17 protein-coding genes are annotated in these 18,235 nt (G+C 58.2%); 8 read left to right on the top strand and 9 right to left on the bottom strand.

The window, feature by feature from the left end:
• Window positions 1–98 precede the first annotated feature (98 nt).
• Together PhaeoP97_RS16135 and PhaeoP97_RS16130 are read left to right on the top strand one after the other, a co-directional pair.
• A complete protein-coding gene (locus tag PhaeoP97_RS16135; protein ID WP_072505936.1) occupies window positions 99–2,288 on the top strand; it encodes a dehydrogenase E1 component subunit alpha/beta in 2,190 nt (729 codons plus the stop codon).
• Window positions 2,285–3,334 (top strand): ACP S-malonyltransferase, encoded by a 1,050-nt coding sequence (locus tag PhaeoP97_RS16130; protein WP_072505935.1) that lies wholly within the window; start codon window positions 2,285–2,287, stop codon window positions 3,332–3,334. Before PhaeoP97_RS16135 ends, PhaeoP97_RS16130 begins: the two co-directional genes overlap by 4 nt.
• Here the strand turns inward: PhaeoP97_RS16130 and PhaeoP97_RS16125 are convergent.
• The 3 genes from PhaeoP97_RS16125 to PhaeoP97_RS16115 form a co-directional block, all read right to left on the bottom strand.
• Window positions 3,295–4,893, bottom strand: a complete 1,599-nt coding sequence (locus PhaeoP97_RS16125) for a DUF427 domain-containing protein (RefSeq protein ID WP_072505934.1) — start codon at window positions 4,891–4,893, stop codon at window positions 3,295–3,297. The genes PhaeoP97_RS16130 and PhaeoP97_RS16125 overlap by 40 nt on opposite strands.
• A 173-nt stretch (window positions 4,894–5,066) precedes the next feature.
• Window positions 5,067–5,768: a winged helix-turn-helix domain-containing protein gene (locus tag PhaeoP97_RS16120; RefSeq protein WP_072505933.1), complete on the bottom strand. Its 702-nt coding sequence runs from the start codon at window positions 5,766–5,768 to the stop codon at window positions 5,067–5,069.
• Complete coding sequence (locus PhaeoP97_RS16115; RefSeq protein WP_072505932.1) at window positions 5,740–6,045, bottom strand: hypothetical protein; 306 nt, start codon at window positions 6,043–6,045, stop codon at window positions 5,740–5,742. Before PhaeoP97_RS16115 ends, PhaeoP97_RS16120 begins: the two co-directional genes overlap by 29 nt.
• Window positions 6,046–6,212: 167 nt before the next feature.
• On the opposite strand from PhaeoP97_RS16115, the gene PhaeoP97_RS16110 reads away from it, so the two are divergent.
• From PhaeoP97_RS16110 to PhaeoP97_RS16095, 4 genes are all read left to right on the top strand, one after another.
• Entirely contained in the window at window positions 6,213–6,710 is a 498-nt protein-coding gene (locus tag PhaeoP97_RS16110; RefSeq protein ID WP_072505931.1) for a hypothetical protein, read from the top strand.
• A 107-nt stretch (window positions 6,711–6,817) separates the two neighbouring features.
• The gene (locus PhaeoP97_RS16105) at window positions 6,818–7,435 is read left to right on the top strand and encodes a ribonuclease HII (protein WP_072505930.1); all 618 of its coding nucleotides are present in this window, start codon (window positions 6,818–6,820) and stop codon (window positions 7,433–7,435) included.
• 110 nt (window positions 7,436–7,545) lie between these two features.
• On the top strand, window positions 7,546–8,649 hold the full coding sequence (locus PhaeoP97_RS16100; protein ID WP_072505929.1) for a site-specific DNA-methyltransferase: 1,104 nt from the start codon (window positions 7,546–7,548) through the stop codon (window positions 8,647–8,649).
• Between the two features lie 176 nt (window positions 8,650–8,825).
• A complete protein-coding gene (locus tag PhaeoP97_RS16095) occupies window positions 8,826–10,208 on the top strand; it encodes an adenylate/guanylate cyclase domain-containing protein (RefSeq protein WP_072505928.1) in 1,383 nt (460 codons plus the stop codon).
• On the opposite strand, the gene PhaeoP97_RS16090 is transcribed toward PhaeoP97_RS16095, so the two are convergent.
• Complete coding sequence (locus tag PhaeoP97_RS16090; RefSeq protein WP_072505927.1) at window positions 10,205–11,356, bottom strand: alkane 1-monooxygenase; 1,152 nt, start codon at window positions 11,354–11,356, stop codon at window positions 10,205–10,207. The genes PhaeoP97_RS16095 and PhaeoP97_RS16090 overlap by 4 nt on opposite strands.
• Window positions 11,357–11,430: 74 nt before the next feature.
• Window positions 11,431–12,495: an A/G-specific adenine glycosylase gene (gene mutY, locus PhaeoP97_RS16085; protein WP_072505926.1), complete on the bottom strand. Its 1,065-nt coding sequence runs from the start codon at window positions 12,493–12,495 to the stop codon at window positions 11,431–11,433.
• A gap of 84 nt (window positions 12,496–12,579) precedes the next feature.
• Here mutY and PhaeoP97_RS16080 point away from each other — a divergent pair, with 84 nt between their 5' ends.
• Together PhaeoP97_RS16080 and PhaeoP97_RS16075 are read left to right on the top strand one after the other, a co-directional pair.
• Window positions 12,580–13,107, top strand: coding sequence for a DUF721 domain-containing protein (locus PhaeoP97_RS16080; protein ID WP_072506533.1), 528 nt, complete (start codon window positions 12,580–12,582; stop codon window positions 13,105–13,107).
• A complete protein-coding gene (locus PhaeoP97_RS16075; RefSeq protein WP_072505925.1) occupies window positions 13,104–13,775 on the top strand; it encodes a DsbA family protein in 672 nt (223 codons plus the stop codon). The genes PhaeoP97_RS16080 and PhaeoP97_RS16075 overlap by 4 nt, the downstream gene beginning before the upstream one ends.
• Window positions 13,776–13,870: 95 nt before the next feature.
• Here PhaeoP97_RS16075 and lpxK read toward each other — a convergent pair whose 3' ends face one another.
• The 4 genes from lpxK to PhaeoP97_RS16055 are packed head-to-tail and all read right to left on the bottom strand — an operon-like array spanning window position 13,871 to window position 18,223.
• On the bottom strand, window positions 13,871–14,875 hold the full coding sequence (gene lpxK / locus PhaeoP97_RS16070; protein WP_072505924.1) for a tetraacyldisaccharide 4'-kinase: 1,005 nt from the start codon (window positions 14,873–14,875) through the stop codon (window positions 13,871–13,873).
• Window positions 14,862–16,058: a 3-deoxy-D-manno-octulosonic acid transferase gene (locus PhaeoP97_RS16065; protein ID WP_072505923.1), complete on the bottom strand. Its 1,197-nt coding sequence runs from the start codon at window positions 16,056–16,058 to the stop codon at window positions 14,862–14,864. Before PhaeoP97_RS16065 ends, lpxK begins: the two co-directional genes overlap by 14 nt.
• A gap of 28 nt (window positions 16,059–16,086) precedes the next feature.
• Window positions 16,087–16,890 carry an inositol monophosphatase family protein gene (locus PhaeoP97_RS16060; RefSeq protein ID WP_072505922.1) on the bottom strand — a complete coding sequence of 268 codons (804 nt, stop codon included), beginning with the start codon at window positions 16,888–16,890 and terminating at the stop codon, window positions 16,087–16,089.
• Window positions 16,877–18,223, bottom strand: coding sequence for a TldD/PmbA family protein (locus tag PhaeoP97_RS16055; RefSeq protein ID WP_072505921.1), 1,347 nt, complete (start codon window positions 18,221–18,223; stop codon window positions 16,877–16,879). Before PhaeoP97_RS16055 ends, PhaeoP97_RS16060 begins: the two co-directional genes overlap by 14 nt.
• Window positions 18,224–18,235: the final 12 nt, after the last annotated feature.

The following is an 18,235-nucleotide window of genomic DNA, read 5'->3' as shown; positions in this document are numbered from 1 at the left end:
CGAAAAGCATGAGTTTTGCGCATACTTAGGCGTCGTAATCTCATTGGAAATATCACATGAATTGAGCAATAAAGCCCTGTCACATAGGGGATAAGGCCATGGATCGCGCCGAGATCGTGCATCAGAATTTTCTTGACCGAGTGGTTGCAGGCTCGCTGCCGCCGGGGGCTTCGCCGAATGGCATTCTATCCGCAGCCGAAGCGGTTTCAATCTATCGATCGCAGGTGCTGAGCCGTGCGCTGGACCGCACCAGTCGGGCGATGCAGAAGGCTGGGCAGGGGTTCTACACCATCGGGTCCTCTGGTCATGAGGGCATGGCGGCTATCGCGAGAGCGTTGCGGCCTGATGATATGGCGTTCCTGCACTATCGTGATGCAGCGTTTCAGATCGCCCGCGCAGATCAGGTGCCGGGGCAGAACATCGCGTGGGATATGTTGCTGTCCTTTGCCTGCTCTGCTGAGGATCCGACATCCGGTGGGCGGCACAAGGTACTTGGTTCCAAAGCTCTGATGATCCCGCCACAGACCTCGACCATTGCCAGCCATTTGCCCAAGGCGGTTGGTGCCGCCTATGCCATCGGAGCCGCACGTCGCCATGATCCCGAACACCGCGTATTGGCGCGCGATGGGCTGGTTATGTGCTCCTTTGGTGACGCCTCAGCCAATCACTCCACCGCTCAGGGCGCGATCAACACGGCATGCTGGACCTCCGTGCAATCCACGCCGCTGCCGCTGCTGTTTGTCTGCGAGGACAACGGGATCGGCATTTCCGTGAAGACCCCAAAAGGCTGGATCGAGGCGTCGATGTCGCACCGCCCGGGCCTGCGGTATTTTCAGGCTGATGGTTTGAATATCCACGAGACATATGCGGTTGCATCGGAAGCGGCACGCTATGTCCGTGACCAGCGCAAGCCCGCGTTTCTGCACCTACGTACAGTTCGGCTATATGGCCACGCAGGTGCGGACGTACCAACAACCTATATGAGTAAGGCTGAGGTCGAGGCGGACGAGGCCAATGATCCGCTGCTGCACTCTGTGCGCCTGCTGTCAGAGGCGGGCGCTCTATCATCACAGAAGGCTTTGGAAATCTACACCCAGACCTGCGCGCGTGTGGAACGGATTCGCACAGAGGTTGTCACCCGCCCCCATCTCAAAACTGCGGGAGATGTCAGTGCCAGCCTGATCCCACCACCACGCGGATGTCGCGCCTCCAATGGGCCAAGCGCCGAAGTTCGTGGGGAGGTGCTGGGTAGTGACCTGCGCGCGCAGTCCGACCCGCAACCGATGAGCAGGCTTATCAATTGGGCGCTGACAGATCTGATGCTGGAGCATGGCGAATTGGTCACCATGGGTGAGGATGTGGGCCGAAAGGGTGGCGTCTATGGCGTCACCCAGAAACTGCAACAGCGATTTGGTCCCGACCGGGTGATCGACACGCTGTTGGATGAGCAATCAATCCTGGGTCTTGCTATTGGCATGGGGCACAACGGGTTTGTGCCGATCCCAGAGATCCAGTTCCTCGCCTATTTGCACAACGCCGAGGATCAGATCCGCGGCGAGGCGGCAACTTTGCCGTTTTTCTCCAATGGTCAGTTCAGCAATCCGATGGTGCTGCGTATTGCAGGGCTTGGGTATCAGAAAGGTTTTGGCGGCCATTTCCACAATGACAACTCGCTGGCTGTGCTGCGCGATATTCCGGGCATCGTGATCGCCTGCCCCTCTGATGGGGCTGACGCGGCAATGATGCTGCGCGAGTCAGTGCGGCTGGCACGGGAGGAGCAGCGGGTGGTGGTTTTTGTGGAACCTATTGCGCTTTATCCGATGCGGGATCTGCACGTGGCCAAGGACGGCGGTTGGATGCGCCGCTACCCTGCGCCGGATCAGCGGATTTCGCTGGGCGAGGTGGGCGTGCATGGTGAAGGAACCGATCTGGCAATCGTGACCTATGGCAATGGTCGCTATCTTGCGACCCAAGCGTTGCAAGAATTGGAGGCCAAAGGCATTGCTGCCCGCATTGTTGATCTGCGCTGGCTCGCGCCCCTGCCGAAACACGCGATGTTTGCGGCTACGGCGGATTGTAAGACCATCTTGATCGTCGATGAATGCCGCACCACCGGCAGCCAGTCTGAGGCGCTGATGGCGCTGTTCTACGAAGAGGCGGAGGTGCCGATGGCGCGTGTGGTGGCTGAGGATTGTTTCATCCCCACAGGCCCTGCCTATGCGGCGACCTTGCCATCCAAAGACAGTATTATTGCGGCTGCGCTGCGCCTGACAGGAGCTGACACATGACCCGTACCGCTGTTTTGATCTGCCCGGGCCGGGGCACCTACAACAAGGCCGAACTGGGATATCTGGCGCGGCATCATGGTGACAAACAGGCTCTGATAGGCGGGTTTGATGCGCAACGTATGGCCGCCGGACAAGAAAGCGTCACAGAGCTAGATACTGCTGGGCGGTATTCAGTTTCCAAGTATTCGCGTGGCGATGTGGCGTCACCGTTGATCTATGCCAGTGCGATCGCGGATGTGCAGTCTTTGGCGGGGGACATTGATGTGGTGGCCGTGACTGGCAATTCCATGGGCTGGTACATCGCGCTTGCCGCAGCGGGTGCCCTAAGCCCTGACGCAGGGTTTGAGGTGGTCAACACCATGGGCCAGCTGATGCAAGAGCAGTTGATCGGGGGGCAGTTGGTCTACCCTTGTCAGGGCGATGATTGGCAGCTGGATCTGCGGCGCAAGGCAGAGCTGCTGCGGATGGCACGTGACATCAATGCGCTGCCCAATCATGACCTGTCGTTGTCAATTGATCTGGGGGGCATGATCGTTCTGGCTGGCAACGACAACGGGCTTGTGGCCTTTGAACAGGCTGTTCCTGTGATGCAGGATCGCTTTCCCATGCGGCTGGCCAACCATGCGGCTTTCCATACAGCGCTACAGGCACCGGTTGCTGCCGCAGGACGTGCAAAACTACCTGTGGACTTGTTTCAGAATCCTATGCGGCCGATGGTGGATGGCCGTGGCCATATCTGGTGGCCCGATGCAAACACCGGGCAGGACCTTTGGGCGTACACACTCAACACGCAGGTGGTCGAGACCTATGATTTCACCCGCTCGGTACAGAGTGCAGCACGGGAGTTTGCTCCGGACCTGTTCATTGTCACTGGCCCGGGCACCACATTGGGCGGTGCTGTGGCGCAGTCTCTGGTACAGATCAACTGGCAGGGGCTGGGGGGCAAGGCGGATTTCAAAGCACGGCAGGCAGAGGATCCGCTGGTAATTTCGATGGCGGATCCTGTTCAGCGCGCATTGGTCGCTGAACAGGGCGTCGCATCCTGATCTGTGTCCATCGCAATAGAAACGGCATAGGCCTCGACCGGTTGGGATACGTTGTGAAGTGATACTGAGCCAAGCGGGGTGGCCTGTTCTGGCGTCTCCAGAAGGTCACGACTGACCACAATCGTCTGACCGCAGGATTTGCCATAGTCGCCAAGACGGGCTGCAATATTTGCGGCCTGCCCAATGACCGTAAAGTCTAGTCTTTCGCGGGAACCAACATTGCCATAGGTGACGCGCCCATAGGCGAGACCAATGGCACATTCGCAACGACGCCCGCCCTCATCGTTGCCCAGGGCGTCCAGACCGGCGACGATGGCACGCGCAGATTGCAGGGCCTGCGCACGGGCCTCTGCGGGATTGTCACCTGCAGGAAACACGGCAAGCACCGCGTCGCCGATGAATTTCAGCACCTCACCGCCGTGTTCATGCACGATGGTTGAGGCCGTCTCAAAAAAACTGTTAAGCAGCTCAATATAGGCGGTGCGGCCCAGTTCTTCCTCTAGCCGCGTCGATCCGCGCAGATCGCAGAACATGATCGCGGCATCAATATCGTCGCCGTCGCCACGCCGGATTTCCCCGCCCAGCACCCGCGCACCGGTGCGTTTTCCGACATAGGTTTCCAGTAGGGACTGCGCGTTTTCGCGCTGCATAAAGACCTCGTAGTAACGTGCGATCACCGCTGAGCATTCAAAGATCAGCCCGAGATTTTCGGTAGAGAACCCCCGCGGGTGGTGGCTGGCGACCGTCAGCACGTTGATCCGCCCGTCGGAGAAGGGCAGCGGCATGGCGACGTAGTCCGTTGCCCCTTCTTCGCGCAGATCGTTCAGGATGGGAAACGCGTCGCTCGGCTGTTCCAGATCCAGACGCTGACGAATGCCGCCCAGCCCGTTGGAGACATGCCGCAACGGGCTGTTTTGAAACGCGGGGTGATCATGGATTTCGTAACTGGGGGCGTAGGTTGTGACATCGCCTGTGGCACGGCTCCAGATGAAATTCTTACCGGCAATCATAGGGTGAAGCGACCAGGCCATTACCGAGAGGCGGGAGAGATGCACGCCATGCTCGACCAGCTTTTCGGCCAGGTGCTGGGTAAACTCCTCTGGCGTGGGCAGGTAAGCGGCCTCGCGCAACAGCCAGTCAATGAGCGGGCCTGAGATATTGCCGTATTCCGGCACCTCAAGCTGATTGTTACCCAGATCAATCTCCACTTTCGCATCTGGCATAAAGCTGACATGGCCTGCGATACCCGAGGCTTCGGGTAGGGCGTCATCATAGTGCCAGGCGGCATTGCAGACGTTGTGCCCCCCAAATTGAATGTCTTGGTAGCCAGCAGTGCCTTTGAAGGGACAGAAGGTCTGATGTCCATTCGCTGGTGAGAGGCAGGCATGAATGTCCTCTCGCGGGAAATAGATCGCGGCCGCCCGCCGCGTTTCATACATGACCTTGGCGCTGGTACTCTGCGCGATGATCTTGCCGCCAAGTCGTGCGGTGACCGGGCCCCGCAACGCTTCTACAAGAATCCCATATGCAGGTTTGGCAGTGCTGGCGCGCATGTTCATGTGGGCGGCTCCCGGCTTATCCGACAGCGTGGAGGGGCCATACTGCCTAGGTCTATAATGTGGTGGGTTTCGGCGAGAATTCCAGAGCTGCACGATGAATTGATCGTTGGGTGCCGCCACGCAGGGCGGCGCTCTCATAGGCGAGGCAGTGGCACGCGCCTGGAGGCTTGGTTTCACACCATGCGGATTACGTCTTTGCTGATCGACAGGACATAACCCCTCTTGGCGATGTTTTTGACCAGTAGCTCACTGACCATCTGGTTGCCAAGCGTGTCGCGCAGGCGCTTGATCCGCGTGGCGCCGGCGGCCTCTTCGCAATCAATGGAGGGGCGGCCGGAAATCACCGCTTCGATCTCGGCGCCTGACAGGACGTCATCATCCAGTCTGGCCTCGGCCAGGACCGACAGCGTTTCCATTGCGGCCGCAGTCAGTTTGAACCCCATGGTATTGAGGTACACTGTGTTTTCTTCGCGGCTGATCAGCAGTTCCGTCACCTGAATGCCCGCCCGTTCGATCTGTACCATGCGTCGGTTCAACATTACCAGCATTGCCAACACCACCAGTGCAGCCACCATCATCATGGTGGCGAAAACCAGCAAGACAAAGATCACCATACGGTAGCTGGTCAGAGTGTCGGCAAAGGCTGTGCCTGATTGCGCCAAGATCTCTAAGAGCTTGATTTCGGCCTGAGTGGTGAGGTCGTTTTCCACAAACAGGCGTTCGACGCGCGCGTTAAATGCGTTGGCATCCGGCAAGGTCAGTAGCAAAACGGTGCCTGCGATCACCAGCAAGGCGACGATTGCCGCGATCCCAAGTGCAATGACCCGGCTGCCCGCCGCGCGCACCTCAGAAACGGAGAAAGTAGGATCCGGCATCTGCTTTCCTTTGGTCCAGCCCGTCGGGGCCAAAAATGGACAGAACATTCAGCAAGGTCCAGCCCGCTGCTGAAAGCCGACCTGAGATTTCAGCCTTGGCTGCCGGTTTGCGACAGGCGCCGCCAAGTTGGATTACGCCGTAATGTAGCCGGAGAGGTGCGTCTTGTTTGGCCTTGTAGTCTGCGTAGCATTCAGCCGCCGCAACAGGGGGGGCATAACTGACCATGCCAATGGAAAGGCCCGTGATCAGGGCACAGGAGATAAGGAGCTGTTTCATACCGTTACCCTGCTCATTTGTTGCGGGATATTCAATAACCACAGGTGATTGAGAGCAGTGATATTCGATAACAATGCGGCGTTATTGCCTGTCCGAGGGGCTCGGGGTCAGGCTGATTGCATCGGCTCAAGTGCCAATCAGCTATGACCTCTCAGGAAGGACACGACATGACCCGCTCCAACCAAACGCCCGCTCAATCCAAACCACATCGCAAGTTCATTGCGTTGATTGTTGGGGCCGCCATGGCCGTCACAGGGTTCTCTGCCGCACCTGCGCGCGCTGACGAGGATGTTGCCAAGGTTCTGGCGGGGCTTGCGGTGCTAGGCATCATTGGTGCGATTGTCAAAAACAATAGGGATGATGATCACCCGCAGGTCACCCGGCCGCATCGCCCGAACCATGGTCGACCCAACCGTCCGCATCGCCCCAAACCACTGCCACCGCGAGTAGCGCGCTATGACCTTCCGGCGCAATGTGTGCGGTATTTCCCGCGCTACAGCCAAAGTCGTACCTTGATGGGGCGCGGTTGCCTGCGCAAGCAATATGGCTTTGAACACAAGCTGCCCCGCGCCTGCCAGGTGACGTTCTGGAACGGCAAACGCAATCGTGTCGGCTACCGACCCGATTGCCTCAAGAACCGTGGCTACCGCATCACCCGCCGCTAAGGCCGGGACACAGGTTCGAGCAGACTTAGGGGGCTAAGGCCCCCTCTTTTTCGTAACGGCCTGCCGTCGGGCTTGAAACCTGGCGCAAAACCCGGTCAGAGCTAGATATGGACTATCCCGATTACAGTATTGAAGCGGCCGCCCATGCGCGTGGCCATATACGCATTGCAGGCGTGGATGAGGTGGGGCGTGGCCCTCTGGCCGGACCGGTGTCAGCGGCGGCGGTGATCCTGAACCCCGACGCCATTCCAGAAGGGCTGAATGATTCCAAGAAACTGAGCGCGAAGCGGCGCGAGGCGGTCGAGGTGGCCATCTTTGAGCAAGCGCAAGTCTCCATCGCCCATGCCAGCGTCGAAGAGATTGATTCTTTGAATATTTTACGGGCTTCGCATCTGGCGATGGAACGGGCTGTTGCCGGTTTGAATCCGGCCCCTGACTATCTGCTGATAGATGGCAATCTGATCCCCAGGGGACTGCTGCAGACGTCTGAATTTGTGATCAAGGGTGATGGCAAATCAGTCTCCATTGCTGCGGCGTCGATCGTGGCAAAATTAGCGCGTGACCGGATTATGGTGGATTTGGCGCAACAGTTCCCAGGCTATGGCTGGGAGAAAAACGCCGGTTACCCCTCTAAACAGCACCGCGAGGCGCTTAGCAGCCTGGGGGTAACCCCACATCATCGGCGTTCATTCAAGCCGGTACACAAGATATTGTATCAAGAGTGAACCACATGGTGTTGTTCTAAAAAACAAATTGACCTCGAATCCACGATGACTCATCCTGTGGACAACCAAAATGAGTGCAAAAATGCGCCGTGGTTATCGAGGCAGAGCAAATGAACAAAACACTGACACGGGGCGCTGCGGCGCTCCCTCTAAACACGATCCTTGACGGTGACTGCATCGAAGCGATGTCCGGTCTGCCGTCAAATTCGGTTGATCTGATCTTTGCGGATCCACCCTATAATCTTCAGTTGAAGGGGCAATTACATCGCCCTGATAACACTAAAGTGGACGCCGTAGATGACCACTGGGACCAGTTTTCCAGCTTTGGTGTCTATGACGAATTCACCCGCGCCTGGCTAAAGCAGGCCCGCCGTATCCTGAAACCCAACGGGTCTATCTGGGTTATCGGATCGTATCACAACATCTTTCGGGTCGGCACGGCCGTGCAGGACGAAGGGTTTTGGATCTTGAACGATGTCATCTGGCGCAAGTCCAACCCGATGCCAAACTTCCGTGGCAAACGCTACACCAACGCGCATGAGACGATGATCTGGGCGTCGAAATCAGAAGGTGCCAAATATACCTTCAACTATGAGGCGCTGAAGGCGCTGAACGAAGGTTTGCAGATGCGTTCGGATTGGGTGATGCCAATCTGTACCGGCCACGAGCGGCTGAAGGATGAGGCTGGCAACAAGGCCCACCCGACGCAGAAACCCGAGGCGCTGCTGCACCGAATCCTGGTCGGTTCGACCAACCCCGGTGACGTGGTGCTGGATCCGTTCTTCGGCACCGGCACGACGGGTGCGGTTGCAAAGATGCTGGGCCGTGAATTCATCGGGATCGAGCGCGAAGCCGCCTACCGTGAAGTCGCCGAAAAGCGCATCAAATCCGTGCGTAAATTCGACCGAGAAGTATTACAAGTCTCAGCCAGTAAACGCGCTGAACCACGCGTGCCGTTTGGCCAGCTGGTCGAGCGTGGCATGCTGCGTCCGGGTGATGAGCTTTATTCGATGAACCAGCGTCACAAGGCCAAGGTCCGTGCCGATGGCACATTGATTGGCGACAATATCAAGGGATCAATCCATCAGGTCGGCGCACACCTGGAAAACGCGCCCTCCTGCAACGGCTGGACCTACTGGTGCTTTAAGCGAGATGGAAAAACAGTCCCCATTGACGTGCTGCGCCAGCAGATCCGGGCAGAACTGCAAAACTGATCTCATCCTTTTCACAACCTGTGTGAAACCGCAGGCGCTGTCGCATTGACGACGGCGCCAACCTTGCCCCGCCCTAATGGCGGGGCCTTTTTGTATTCAGCTTGCTTCATGGGGTGCATCCGGGTGTTGCTGCCGCTATTTTGGCGCGCACAGGTGTCACAGATGGATCCCTAGCAATGGCAATAACCGCTTCGGCCCCCGCTCCCGCTCCCGCTTTGGATAGCGACGCGGCTATTTTCACCCAGCAAAGCCCCTATGCGCTGGATGCTCTGACCGAACACAAGCGCAATGGCCTGGAACTTGCGGTGCGGGCGCGCTGGATCGCGATGGCGGTCACGGCTGTGTTTCTGGTTTACGTCAATCCCAAGTGGGACGTGCTGTACTACCATTTCATCCTCTTGCTGCTGTGCCTGAACGGTTGGCTGATCCGCAGGGTCGGGCGTGTGGGCCAGTCCCGGTTGGAGATGCTGCTGATCTTTGCGGACCTGGCGATCATGACAATTGGTATGGTTTTGCCGAACCCGCTCAGCAGCGAGGATCTGCCCCTGGCGATCCAGTACCGCTACGGCAACTTTATCTATTTCTTCATCATCCTTGCGGCCGGAACACTGGCGTACTCGTGGCGTACTGTGATTGCTATTGGAACTTGGACTGTGCTGATCTGGGTGTCAGCGGCAGTCCTGGCCTGGTGGTTCACGACACCGGATCAGGCTTTAAGCGATGCGGTGCTGGCAATTGCCAGCAATAATGCGGACCTGGCCGTATTTTTAGATCCCAACAGTTTCCTTTTGCATCAGCGCGTGCAGGAAGGGATCGTGTTTTTCTTGGTTTCCGTGACTTTGGGAATTTCGTCACGGCGCTTCTATCGGTTGATTCAGAGTAACGCTGGGTTAGAACGGGAGCGGGCGAACCTATCGCGGTATTTCTCGCCGAATGTGGTGCAGCAGCTGTCGCAGAATGATGAGCCACTAAAACAGGTGCGCCGTCAGGACGTGGCGGTGTTGTTCATCGATATCATTGGATTCACCAAAATAGCCTCTGAACGAGATGCCTATCAGGTGATTGAGCTGTTGCGGGATTTTCACGGTAGAATGGAGCAGGAGGTGTTCCACCACAATGGCACGCTGGACAAATATCTTGGAGATGGGTTGATGGCGACCTTTGGCACACCCTTGGCTGGGCCAAGGGATGCCACAAACGCTTTGGCCTGTGCACGGGCAATGCTGGAGACATTGGCGAAGTGGAACAAAATTCGTCGCCACGCAGGCGAGGTGGAGGTCAAGGTCGGTATCGGCGTGCACTATGGAGAGACGGTTCTTGGCGATATCGGGGCCAACCGGTTGGAATATGCGGTGATCGGAACTGCCGTAAACATCGCCGCCCGGTTAGAGGAACGCACCCGTGCGCTGGATGCGCAGATCGTGATCAGTGATGCGCTGTGCCAGCGGATCACCCACGAGGGGGACCGGAGCGACCTGAAGGATGGGTTTGTTCAGCACGAGGCCTGCGAGCTGCGCGGTTTGGTGCAGCCAATGACGTTATGGGCGCTGCCGCGCTAAGCTGGGGTCGGATCCGGACGCTGCTCTGGTTTCAGCGCCTTGTTATAGGCGTTCCAATCGGTGATTTCGGGATAATATATTTGCCGCCACCGGCGCACGCGGGGATTCATGATCCGGCGCCATAGCGGCGGACACATCGCCGCGAATGTCATCACCGGATAGCCATAAGGCAACTGTGGTGCATCGGTTTCCGTATGGGTCTGAAGCAATGGAAAACGCCGGTCGGGTCTGTAGTGGTGATCGGAGTGACGCTGAAGGTTGATCAACAGCCAGTTCGAGGCCTTGTGCGCGGCGTTCCACGAATGACGGGGCATAACATGTTCGAACTTTCCATGTCCTAGGTATTTGCGCGTCAGCCCGTAGTGTTCAACATAGTTCACCAGCTCTAGCTGCCAAATCGCGACACCAGCCTGCACAAGGAAAAGCAATACGCCAGTTATGCCACCAAGCAGCATGGCCAGCAGCAGCATGGTTGCTTGTAGCGCCAAGTAGCGGAAAAACGGATTGCGACGATTGGTCCATGGCAGGTTGCGACGTGCCAATTGCGTGCGTTCTGCGTGAAAGGCGGATTGCCAGCATTGCCGCAGCACACGTGGGTAAAAGCGGTGAAACCCTTCGTTGTAGCGCGCAGTTACTGGATCGCGCGGGGTGCCGACATGGCGGTGATGCACCAGAAGATGCTCGGACCGGAAATGCGAATATAGCACCATCGCCAGCAGAAGATCGGCAAGCCAACGCTCAATTCGGCTTTTCTGGTGCATTAACTCGTGGCTGTAGTTGATGCCTACCGTGCCACTGACGACGCCGACACCAAAAAAGACGCCAAGTTGTTCTAGCCCTGACAGATGATCTGCGCCTGGTACGTATGCGAGCATAGCAATGAGCAACAGGAACTGAATTGGCACCCATGCCATTGTGAGCGCAGTGTACCAGCGCAGATCGTCATCCGGTGTCTGCGGATCCGCATTCTCTAGGTTGAGCCCAAAGATCCCATCCAGTGCTGCAAAGAGATACCAGGTCACCAAGGGCGGCAGAAAAATTGCCCAGCCCCCATGGACTGCTGCCAGAATAACCAAAGGCACCAGCAGAAAAGACAACCAGAATGGCAAGGCAGTCTGCCAGCGACGGAGGGTTTCGGAGGATGTCATCGCAGGAGCACTCTCAATGATCGCAGGCGCGGTTCCTTGGAACTATGCCCGTGCTCCCGGCAAAAGAGAAGGGATCAGCGCCCTTTCCACAGCTCAAACGCTTTGCGCATGACCGTCGGCAGATCACTGGGTTTGAAATCATGGCGTGGCATAACCAGTTGTGAAGCATTGGGTATGTAATCGTCAGGCAGTTCTGCCAGCATGACCTGAAGGATCAGGTGAAAATGCGTAAAGGTGTGTCGAACCTCGGCGCCGAGGTCTTGCCACTCGGCCTCAAATGGGGGGGCGGGCTGTGGCGCGTCGTTCCAGTCGCTGCCGGGCCAGCCCAGCATGCCGCCCAGAAGCCCTTTGTCGGGGCGTTGTTCCAGTAACCAGTTCCCATCTTTACTACGGGCCAGATAGATATAACCCAGCCGTGTTGGTTTTGGTTTCTTCGGCGTTTTCTTGGGCAGTTCCGCCGCCGTTCCGGCAAGACGCGCAGCGCAGGGGCTACGCCAGGGGCAGATTCCGCAGGCAGGGTTGCGCGGTGTACAGATCGTTGCGCCTAGATCCATCACTGCCTGTGCGTGATCACCAGGGCGTGCCGCAGACGTTAGCGCTGCGGCCTTTGTCTTCAACTCTGATTTGGCGGCGGGCAGCGGTGTGTGGATATCATAGAGGCGCGCCATGACTCGTTCAACATTCCCGTCCAGGACCGTTTCCTGCCGGTCGAATGCAATGGCCGAGATAGCCGCGGCAGTATAGGGGCCTATGCCGGGCAGCGCGATCAACCCGTCGTAAGTGTCAGGAAAAACACCACAATGATCCGATGCAACAACGCGGGCGCATTTCAACAAGTTGCGGGCCCGCGCATAATAGCCAAGACCTGCCCATTCGCCCATCACATCCGCATCGGGCGCTGTTGCCAGATCCGCAACGGTTGGCCAACGGGTGGTAAAGCGGTGAAAGTAATCCTTCACCGCTGCGACGGTGGTTTGCTGTAACATCACCTCGCTTAACCAAATGCGGTAGGGATCGGGCCAGATGCCAGCAGCACGGTCTGCTGGGCTGACCCGCCACGGCAGGCTGCGGGCGTGTTGGTCATACCATTCCAGCAGAGTCTGGCTCAGAGGTTGGGTATCACTGTCATGGTCACGCATTCTTTATCCCTTGTGGCCGGGTTTCGCTGGTTCTTGCATAGCAGCCCTTTACAATAGGGCGAGCAGTCTAGCAAAACCATGGACATGGCAGTGCAACGGATGAAATCACGCGGGTTCAAACGAACATCGCAACTCTTGAACGATCAGATTCGCAAGGCCGGTGAGAGCCGCGGATTTGCTGTGTCGCGTCTGCTGACCCATTGGGAAGAGATCGCCGGCCCCGATATCTCTGCTATTGCCCGTCCCGTCAATGTTCACTACGGGCGCGGCGGATTTGGCGCCACGCTGACGCTGCTGACCACAGGGGCCAATGCGCCTATACTGGAAATGCAAAAGGAACCCCTGCGTGCCAAGGTAAATGCCGTCTACGGATATAATGCCATCTCCAAAGTGCGCATTACCCAGACTGCCCCCACCGGCTTTGCCGAGGGGCAGGTCTCATTCAAATATGCCCCGAAGGTGACGGTGCCGCAGGCGCCAGATCCTCAGGATGTTGCGGCGGCAGCCAAGGTTGCCACCGGGGTCGAAAGCGATGACTTGCGCGCAGCCCTTGAGAGGCTTGGGCGCAATGTTCTCACAAAACAGAAAACTCTCAGAAAGGGGTACGAATGACCCGTTTTATGTCCGGTATCTTTGCCAGCGTCGCTGTTGCGGCGGGTGTCTATGGCTATGCCGCATTGCAGGGCGGCACGTCCATGCCCAGCAATCCGCTGATCAGCGCCGCCCATGCACAAGACACTGAGGTGGACACATCCACCATCGTTGAAATGGTGCAGGGTGCCGAGGATGCCCCGGTTACGATGATCGAATATGCCTCCTTTACCTGCCCGCATTGCGCGAATTTCCATTCGGGCACCTATAAGCAGCTAAAGAAGGACTACATCGACACCGGTAAGGTGAAATTCATTTACCGCGAAGTCTATTTTGACCGCTATGGGCTATGGGCGTCGATGATCGCACGCTGCGGTGGGCCTGAGAAATTCTTTGGCATCAGCGACCTGATTTACAAGGGACAATCCGACTGGGCCCGCGCCGGTGGCGCGACAGAGATTGTTGATGCACTGCGCAAGATTGGCCGCCTGGCGGGTTTGGAAGAAGAGCAGTTGGAGGCTTGCCTGCAAGATGGTGCCAAGGCGCAGACCTTGGTCAGCTGGTACCAGGAAAATGCAACAGAGCACGGTATCGAATCCACGCCGTCGTTTATCTTGAATGGGCAGAAGGTTGAAAACCAGTCTTATGACGCGTTCAAAACGTTGATTGACGCGGAGCTGGAGGGGTAAACCCGCTGGGTTCATTCGAACTATGAGATGAAAGAACCCGCCCGGATCTGGGCGGGTTCTTTGTTATGTCTGATGCTGGCCGGACGCTGGTCGTATCACGGTGGCGGGGGTGCAATCTCGCATAGCTTTGTCAGCAGCGTTTCATCGCTGTCGATTTGCAGTCGGACTGGAAGGGTGATCACCTTGCTGCGAAAACTGTCGGGCAGGCGGACGGCGTCCTTTTCCGTGGTTACCAACTGTGCGCCGATCAACTTGGCCTCGGTCTCAAGCCTGGTCATTAGCGCGGCTGACAGCGGCTGGTGATCATCCAGCGCCTCACAGCGGCGCAGATCTGCCCCAAGGCTGCGCAAGGTATCAAAGAATTTCTGCGGATGGCCAATACCGGCAAAGGCCAGCACTGGCGTACCGCCCCAAGGCATCCCTGTTTGTAAGGGCGTTAAGGCACCGGTGAAATGAGGTCGGGTCGTCAAGGCCCCTGACCAACGAGCGTTAAATTCTATCTGTGCATCTGTCTGGCCCAGTGACAAGACTACATCCGCACGTCTAAGGCCCACGGCCACTGGTTCACGCAAAGGGCCAGCAGGGAGGCATCTGCCGTTGCCAAATCCATGCGCGGCATCGACCACAACGACGGACATATCCTTGTGCACTGCCGGGTTTTGAAATCCGTCGTCCAGCACAATCACCGTGGCCCCGGCTGCGGCAGCCGCCATTGCGCCCGCCGCGCGATCATCAGCCTTCCATACTTCGCCAAAGGCCGCCAGTAATAAGGGCTCGTCGCCCACCTGGCTGGCGCGATGCTGACCAGGGTTCACTTGCACCGGCCCTTTTAGGGATCCACCATAGCCACGTGTCACCACATGGGGCTCGTGCCCCATGTCGCGCAGGCGTTCCAGAAACCAGATGACGGTAGGTGTTTTTCCGGTGCCGCCAGCGTTAATGTTGCCGACGCAGATCACGGGTACATCAATGCGCAGCGGGTGCGTGTCGGCCAGCCGTTTGGCGGTGGCACGCGCGTAAATCCAGCCCAATGGTGCAAGCAGGGTTTTGCGAAGATCAAAGTCTCTGGCAGGTTTGTGCCAGAAATCAGGGGCTTTCATATCTGTCCTCTCGCTTGTCCAGCAGATCCTGAACGCGCTCCAGCAAGTGGTCGGTCATGCCGGCCCCTTCGGTTACAATTTGCCATCCGGCCAGCGCCATTTCGGCAGCGCGGTCTGGGGCAGACAGGCTTAGAACGCCTTGGGCCAGGTCATCGGCCCCGTCAACCTGTTGCGCGGCCCCTGCTTCGGTCAGACGCTGGAAAAGTGCGGCATGGGGACCAAGCCCCGGACCATGCAGGATGGCTGAACCAAGTGCGGCTGCGTCCAGTGGGTTCTGACTGGGTGAGCGTGGATTGAGGCTACCAGAGAGCAGACACAGTGGCGACAAACGATACCACAAGCCGCTGTCCTCCGCCGAGCTGAGCAATACCTGCGTGTATTCATCCGGCTCTTCGCCACTGTCCCAATCCGCGAGTTGTAGCCCGCTTGCCAGGATGGTGTCACGGGCGGCGCCAAGATCCTGTTCATCGTGGATCGCGATCACCAGCAACAGTCGATGAAGGAGGGGCAGAACGCTGCGATGAGCTGCCAGGATTGTTGGTAGATCCTTGAGACCGGTTTGTGAGGCAAACCAGATCGGGCGGCTGCCCAACGTTGTTTGCATATGAGCCAGCTCATCGTTGTTACAGCCTGGGGGCGTACTCGACACTCTCAAAGGGTCCGTCCGTTGGATTCGTTCCGGGGATACACCCAGCCTTAGCAGTTGTGATTTTGCCGCGTCAGAGGGGGTCATGATGTCGGCAAAGCGGTCGAGCAGGCGGCGTCTCTGGTCAGGCAACCATCGGCTGGCGCGGTCAGGCAGTTCGCTGGCGTCGATATCGACCAGCAGTGTGTCGACCTGCCGCTCGCTCAACTGGCGCATTAACGTCCGACGTAAATCGCCTCCTGACCAAATACAAAGATCCGGCTGCCAGTGATCCAGGAAAATACGCACATCAGCAGAAGTGTCATCTGGTGCAGGACCTGCACCCAGATCGCAGCCGTCGACCGAGGGGCGATTGATGATACTGCGATCCCAGGTCACCAGCACCGACAGATCAGGCCGTTGCGATTTTAACCGGTTCCCGACATCACAAAGCGCCATGTACCGCTCGGTTGAGGAGGCGTGCATCCATATAACTTCGCCCTCTGGCCGTTTGGGCCAGCGCAGGCTGCGTTCGAATGTAACGACGGGCTTGGACATGACTGGTTTTCCTGCGGCGACGCTGATGTCAGAGCGGGCGGAGGCCTGGGCTCTTGGGGTCGAGCGCGGCAATCAGTTGATCGTGCAGCAGTGACGGTGCAGCCACGACACCGTTCAAGGTAGGATGCGGATTGTTGAACAGCAAGTCAGCGCCAAAACGATCACTGCATCGCCCGCCAGCCTCGCGTATGATCAGATCGCCGGCCGCAATATCCCATTCCCAGCTGGGGCGCAGGGTGAGCATCGCATCAAAGCTGGCGTCTGCGACCCGTGCCATACGATAGGCCAGAGACGGGCGATGGCTGCACTGAAACTTGGGTACCACGCCGCCTTGCCAGTGCTTTGGGGCTAGCATCGGTTTGGCTGCCAGAACCTGTGCCAGTGCCAGATCTATCTGGCCGGAGATCGCGACAGGGGTGCCATTACAGGTCGCGCCTCGACCAGCGGTCGCGCAGTACATCAGCTCACGCTGGGGAAGGTAGATGACCGCGGCGGTGACACGGCCCTGCTCGGCAACGGCCAGAGAATGTGCCCATGTGCGTGATCCTTCAGTAAAGCTGCGGGTGCCATCAATCGGGTCGATGATAAAGACCTTGTCCCGCTCCAGCCGTGTCTGACTGTCTTCGCTTTCCTCGGACAGCCAGCCATAGTCAGGCCGGGCCTGCGGCAGGAGGTCGGCAAGCATCGCATTCACGGCAAGATCAGCCTCTGTCACCGGGCCTGCACCGTCGGGTTTCTCCCACTTCTGCGCCGTTGGGCCGGAATAGCGGCAGGCGATATCACCTGCCTGCTCAGCCGCGCGGATCAGCAGGGAGAGGTCAGTTTCCGGCAAGAGTCATCCCTTCGACCAGCAGCGAGGGCACCACACGGGACAGATGTGTACGGGCATCATTGGCGGGGATGATGCTGCGCAGCATGTCGCGCAGGTTACCAGCAATGGTGCACTCGTTGACCGGGTAAACGATTTCGCCGTTTTCCACCCAGAACCCAGCTGCACCACGCGAATAGTCGCCGGTATTCGGGTTGATGGTGGAGCCGATCATCGACGTCACCAAGAGACCAGTCCCCATACCTGAGATCAGATCTGCGCGGCTGTCGGTTCCCTGCGTAAGGGCGATGTTCCACTGTGACGGCGATGGCACCGAGCCGACACCGCGCGCGGCGTTGCCGGTGCTTTGCATGTTTAGCTTTCGGGCTGAGGCCAGGTCGAGTGTCCAACCCGTCAGTACGCCTTCGCTGATGATTGCGCGTTGTTGCGTTGGCAGGCCTTCGCCGTCAAACGGGCGTGATCCAGCAATGCGGGGGCGGAAGGGGTCTTCGACCACGCTGAGATGATCAGGCAGGATTTGTTCGCCCATAGCGTCCTTCAACCAGGATGAACCGCGCGCGATGCTGCTGCCGTTTACCGCAGCCAGCAGATGGCCAATCAGCGACGAGGAGACCCGTTCATCAAACAGCACAGGGTAGCTGCCGGTTTCGGGTTTGCGTGCTCCCAGCCGTTCGATTGCACGCATACCAGCCTGTTGGCCAATTTCGTCGGCGCTGCGCAGGTCAGATTGGAATGTGCGGGAATCGCCGTCGTAGTCGCGCTCCATTCCGGTGCCACTGCCGGCAATCGCGGTGCACGAAATGGATCTGCTGCTGCGCTGATAGCCGCCCGAGAACCCGTTGGTAGCCGCCATATGCACTTTGTGACTACCGTAGCCTGCCGCTGCTGATTGCACTTGATTGACACCGGATACGGCCAGGCCCGCAGTCTCCGCCGCCAACGCATCGGCCTGTAGGACGGCAGGCGCGGGTTCATCACTGGAATCAAACAACTCCAGCGCGGAGAGATTCCAGTCACATGCGAGTTGCGATGGATCGGCAAGGCCGGCATAGGGGTCTTCCGGTGCTTCGCGCGCCATGGCCACAGCGCGTTCGGCCATTGCTTGTAACGTTTCGGGCCGTAAATCCGATGCCGAGACACACGCCTGACGTTGTCCTACAAACACGCGTAAGCCCAGATCGATACCTTCAGATCGCTCTGCATGTTCCAATGCGCCCTGCCGGACCTCGATAGAGAGAGAGCTGCCTTCTGCCACCATGGCATCAGCTGCTTCGGCGCCTGCTTTGCGGGCGGCATCAATCAGGGCGTGGCAAAGGCCGTCAGGGGTTCGTGTCATGTGCACCTACGT

It is taken from the genome of Phaeobacter porticola, from assembly GCF_001888185.1.
GTDB classification, from domain to species: domain Bacteria; phylum Pseudomonadota; class Alphaproteobacteria; order Rhodobacterales; family Rhodobacteraceae; genus Phaeobacter; species Phaeobacter porticola.
Note: the sequence above shows the minus strand (reverse complement) of the source record. Positions and strands in the feature narration are given on the sequence as shown.

What these genes read in the sequence shown, in the direction of transcription:
- PhaeoP97_RS16090 (WP_072505927.1), bottom strand. Translation starts at nt 11,356, where the DNA reads ATGACATCCTCCGAAACCCTCCGTCGCTGGCAGACTGCCTTGCCATTC.
- PhaeoP97_RS16075 (WP_072505925.1), top strand. Translation starts at nt 13,104, where the DNA reads ATGACCCGTTTTATGTCCGGTATCTTTGCCAGCGTCGCTGTTGCGGCG.
- PhaeoP97_RS16065 (WP_072505923.1), bottom strand. Translation starts at nt 16,058, where the DNA reads ATGTCCAAGCCCGTCGTTACATTCGAACGCAGCCTGCGCTGGCCCAAA.
- mutY (WP_072505926.1), bottom strand. Translation starts at nt 12,495, where the DNA reads ATGCGTGACCATGACAGTGATACCCAACCTCTGAGCCAGACTCTGCTG.
- PhaeoP97_RS16130 (WP_072505935.1), top strand. Translation starts at nt 2,285, where the DNA reads ATGACCCGTACCGCTGTTTTGATCTGCCCGGGCCGGGGCACCTACAAC.
- PhaeoP97_RS16055 (WP_072505921.1), bottom strand. Translation starts at nt 18,223, where the DNA reads ATGACACGAACCCCTGACGGCCTTTGCCACGCCCTGATTGATGCCGCC.
- PhaeoP97_RS16100 (WP_072505929.1), top strand. Translation starts at nt 7,546, where the DNA reads ATGAACAAAACACTGACACGGGGCGCTGCGGCGCTCCCTCTAAACACG.
- PhaeoP97_RS16105 (WP_072505930.1), top strand. Translation starts at nt 6,818, where the DNA reads ATGGACTATCCCGATTACAGTATTGAAGCGGCCGCCCATGCGCGTGGC.
- PhaeoP97_RS16135 (WP_072505936.1), top strand. Translation starts at nt 99, where the DNA reads ATGGATCGCGCCGAGATCGTGCATCAGAATTTTCTTGACCGAGTGGTT.
- PhaeoP97_RS16115 (WP_072505932.1), bottom strand. Translation starts at nt 6,045, where the DNA reads ATGAAACAGCTCCTTATCTCCTGTGCCCTGATCACGGGCCTTTCCATT.
- PhaeoP97_RS16080 (WP_072506533.1), top strand. Translation starts at nt 12,580, where the DNA reads ATGGCAGTGCAACGGATGAAATCACGCGGGTTCAAACGAACATCGCAA.
- PhaeoP97_RS16125 (WP_072505934.1), bottom strand. Translation starts at nt 4,893, where the DNA reads ATGAACATGCGCGCCAGCACTGCCAAACCTGCATATGGGATTCTTGTA.
- PhaeoP97_RS16110 (WP_072505931.1), top strand. Translation starts at nt 6,213, where the DNA reads ATGACCCGCTCCAACCAAACGCCCGCTCAATCCAAACCACATCGCAAG.
- PhaeoP97_RS16120 (WP_072505933.1), bottom strand. Translation starts at nt 5,768, where the DNA reads ATGCCGGATCCTACTTTCTCCGTTTCTGAGGTGCGCGCGGCGGGCAGC.
- PhaeoP97_RS16095 (WP_072505928.1), top strand. Translation starts at nt 8,826, where the DNA reads ATGGCAATAACCGCTTCGGCCCCCGCTCCCGCTCCCGCTTTGGATAGC.
- lpxK (WP_072505924.1), bottom strand. Translation starts at nt 14,875, where the DNA reads ATGAAAGCCCCTGATTTCTGGCACAAACCTGCCAGAGACTTTGATCTT.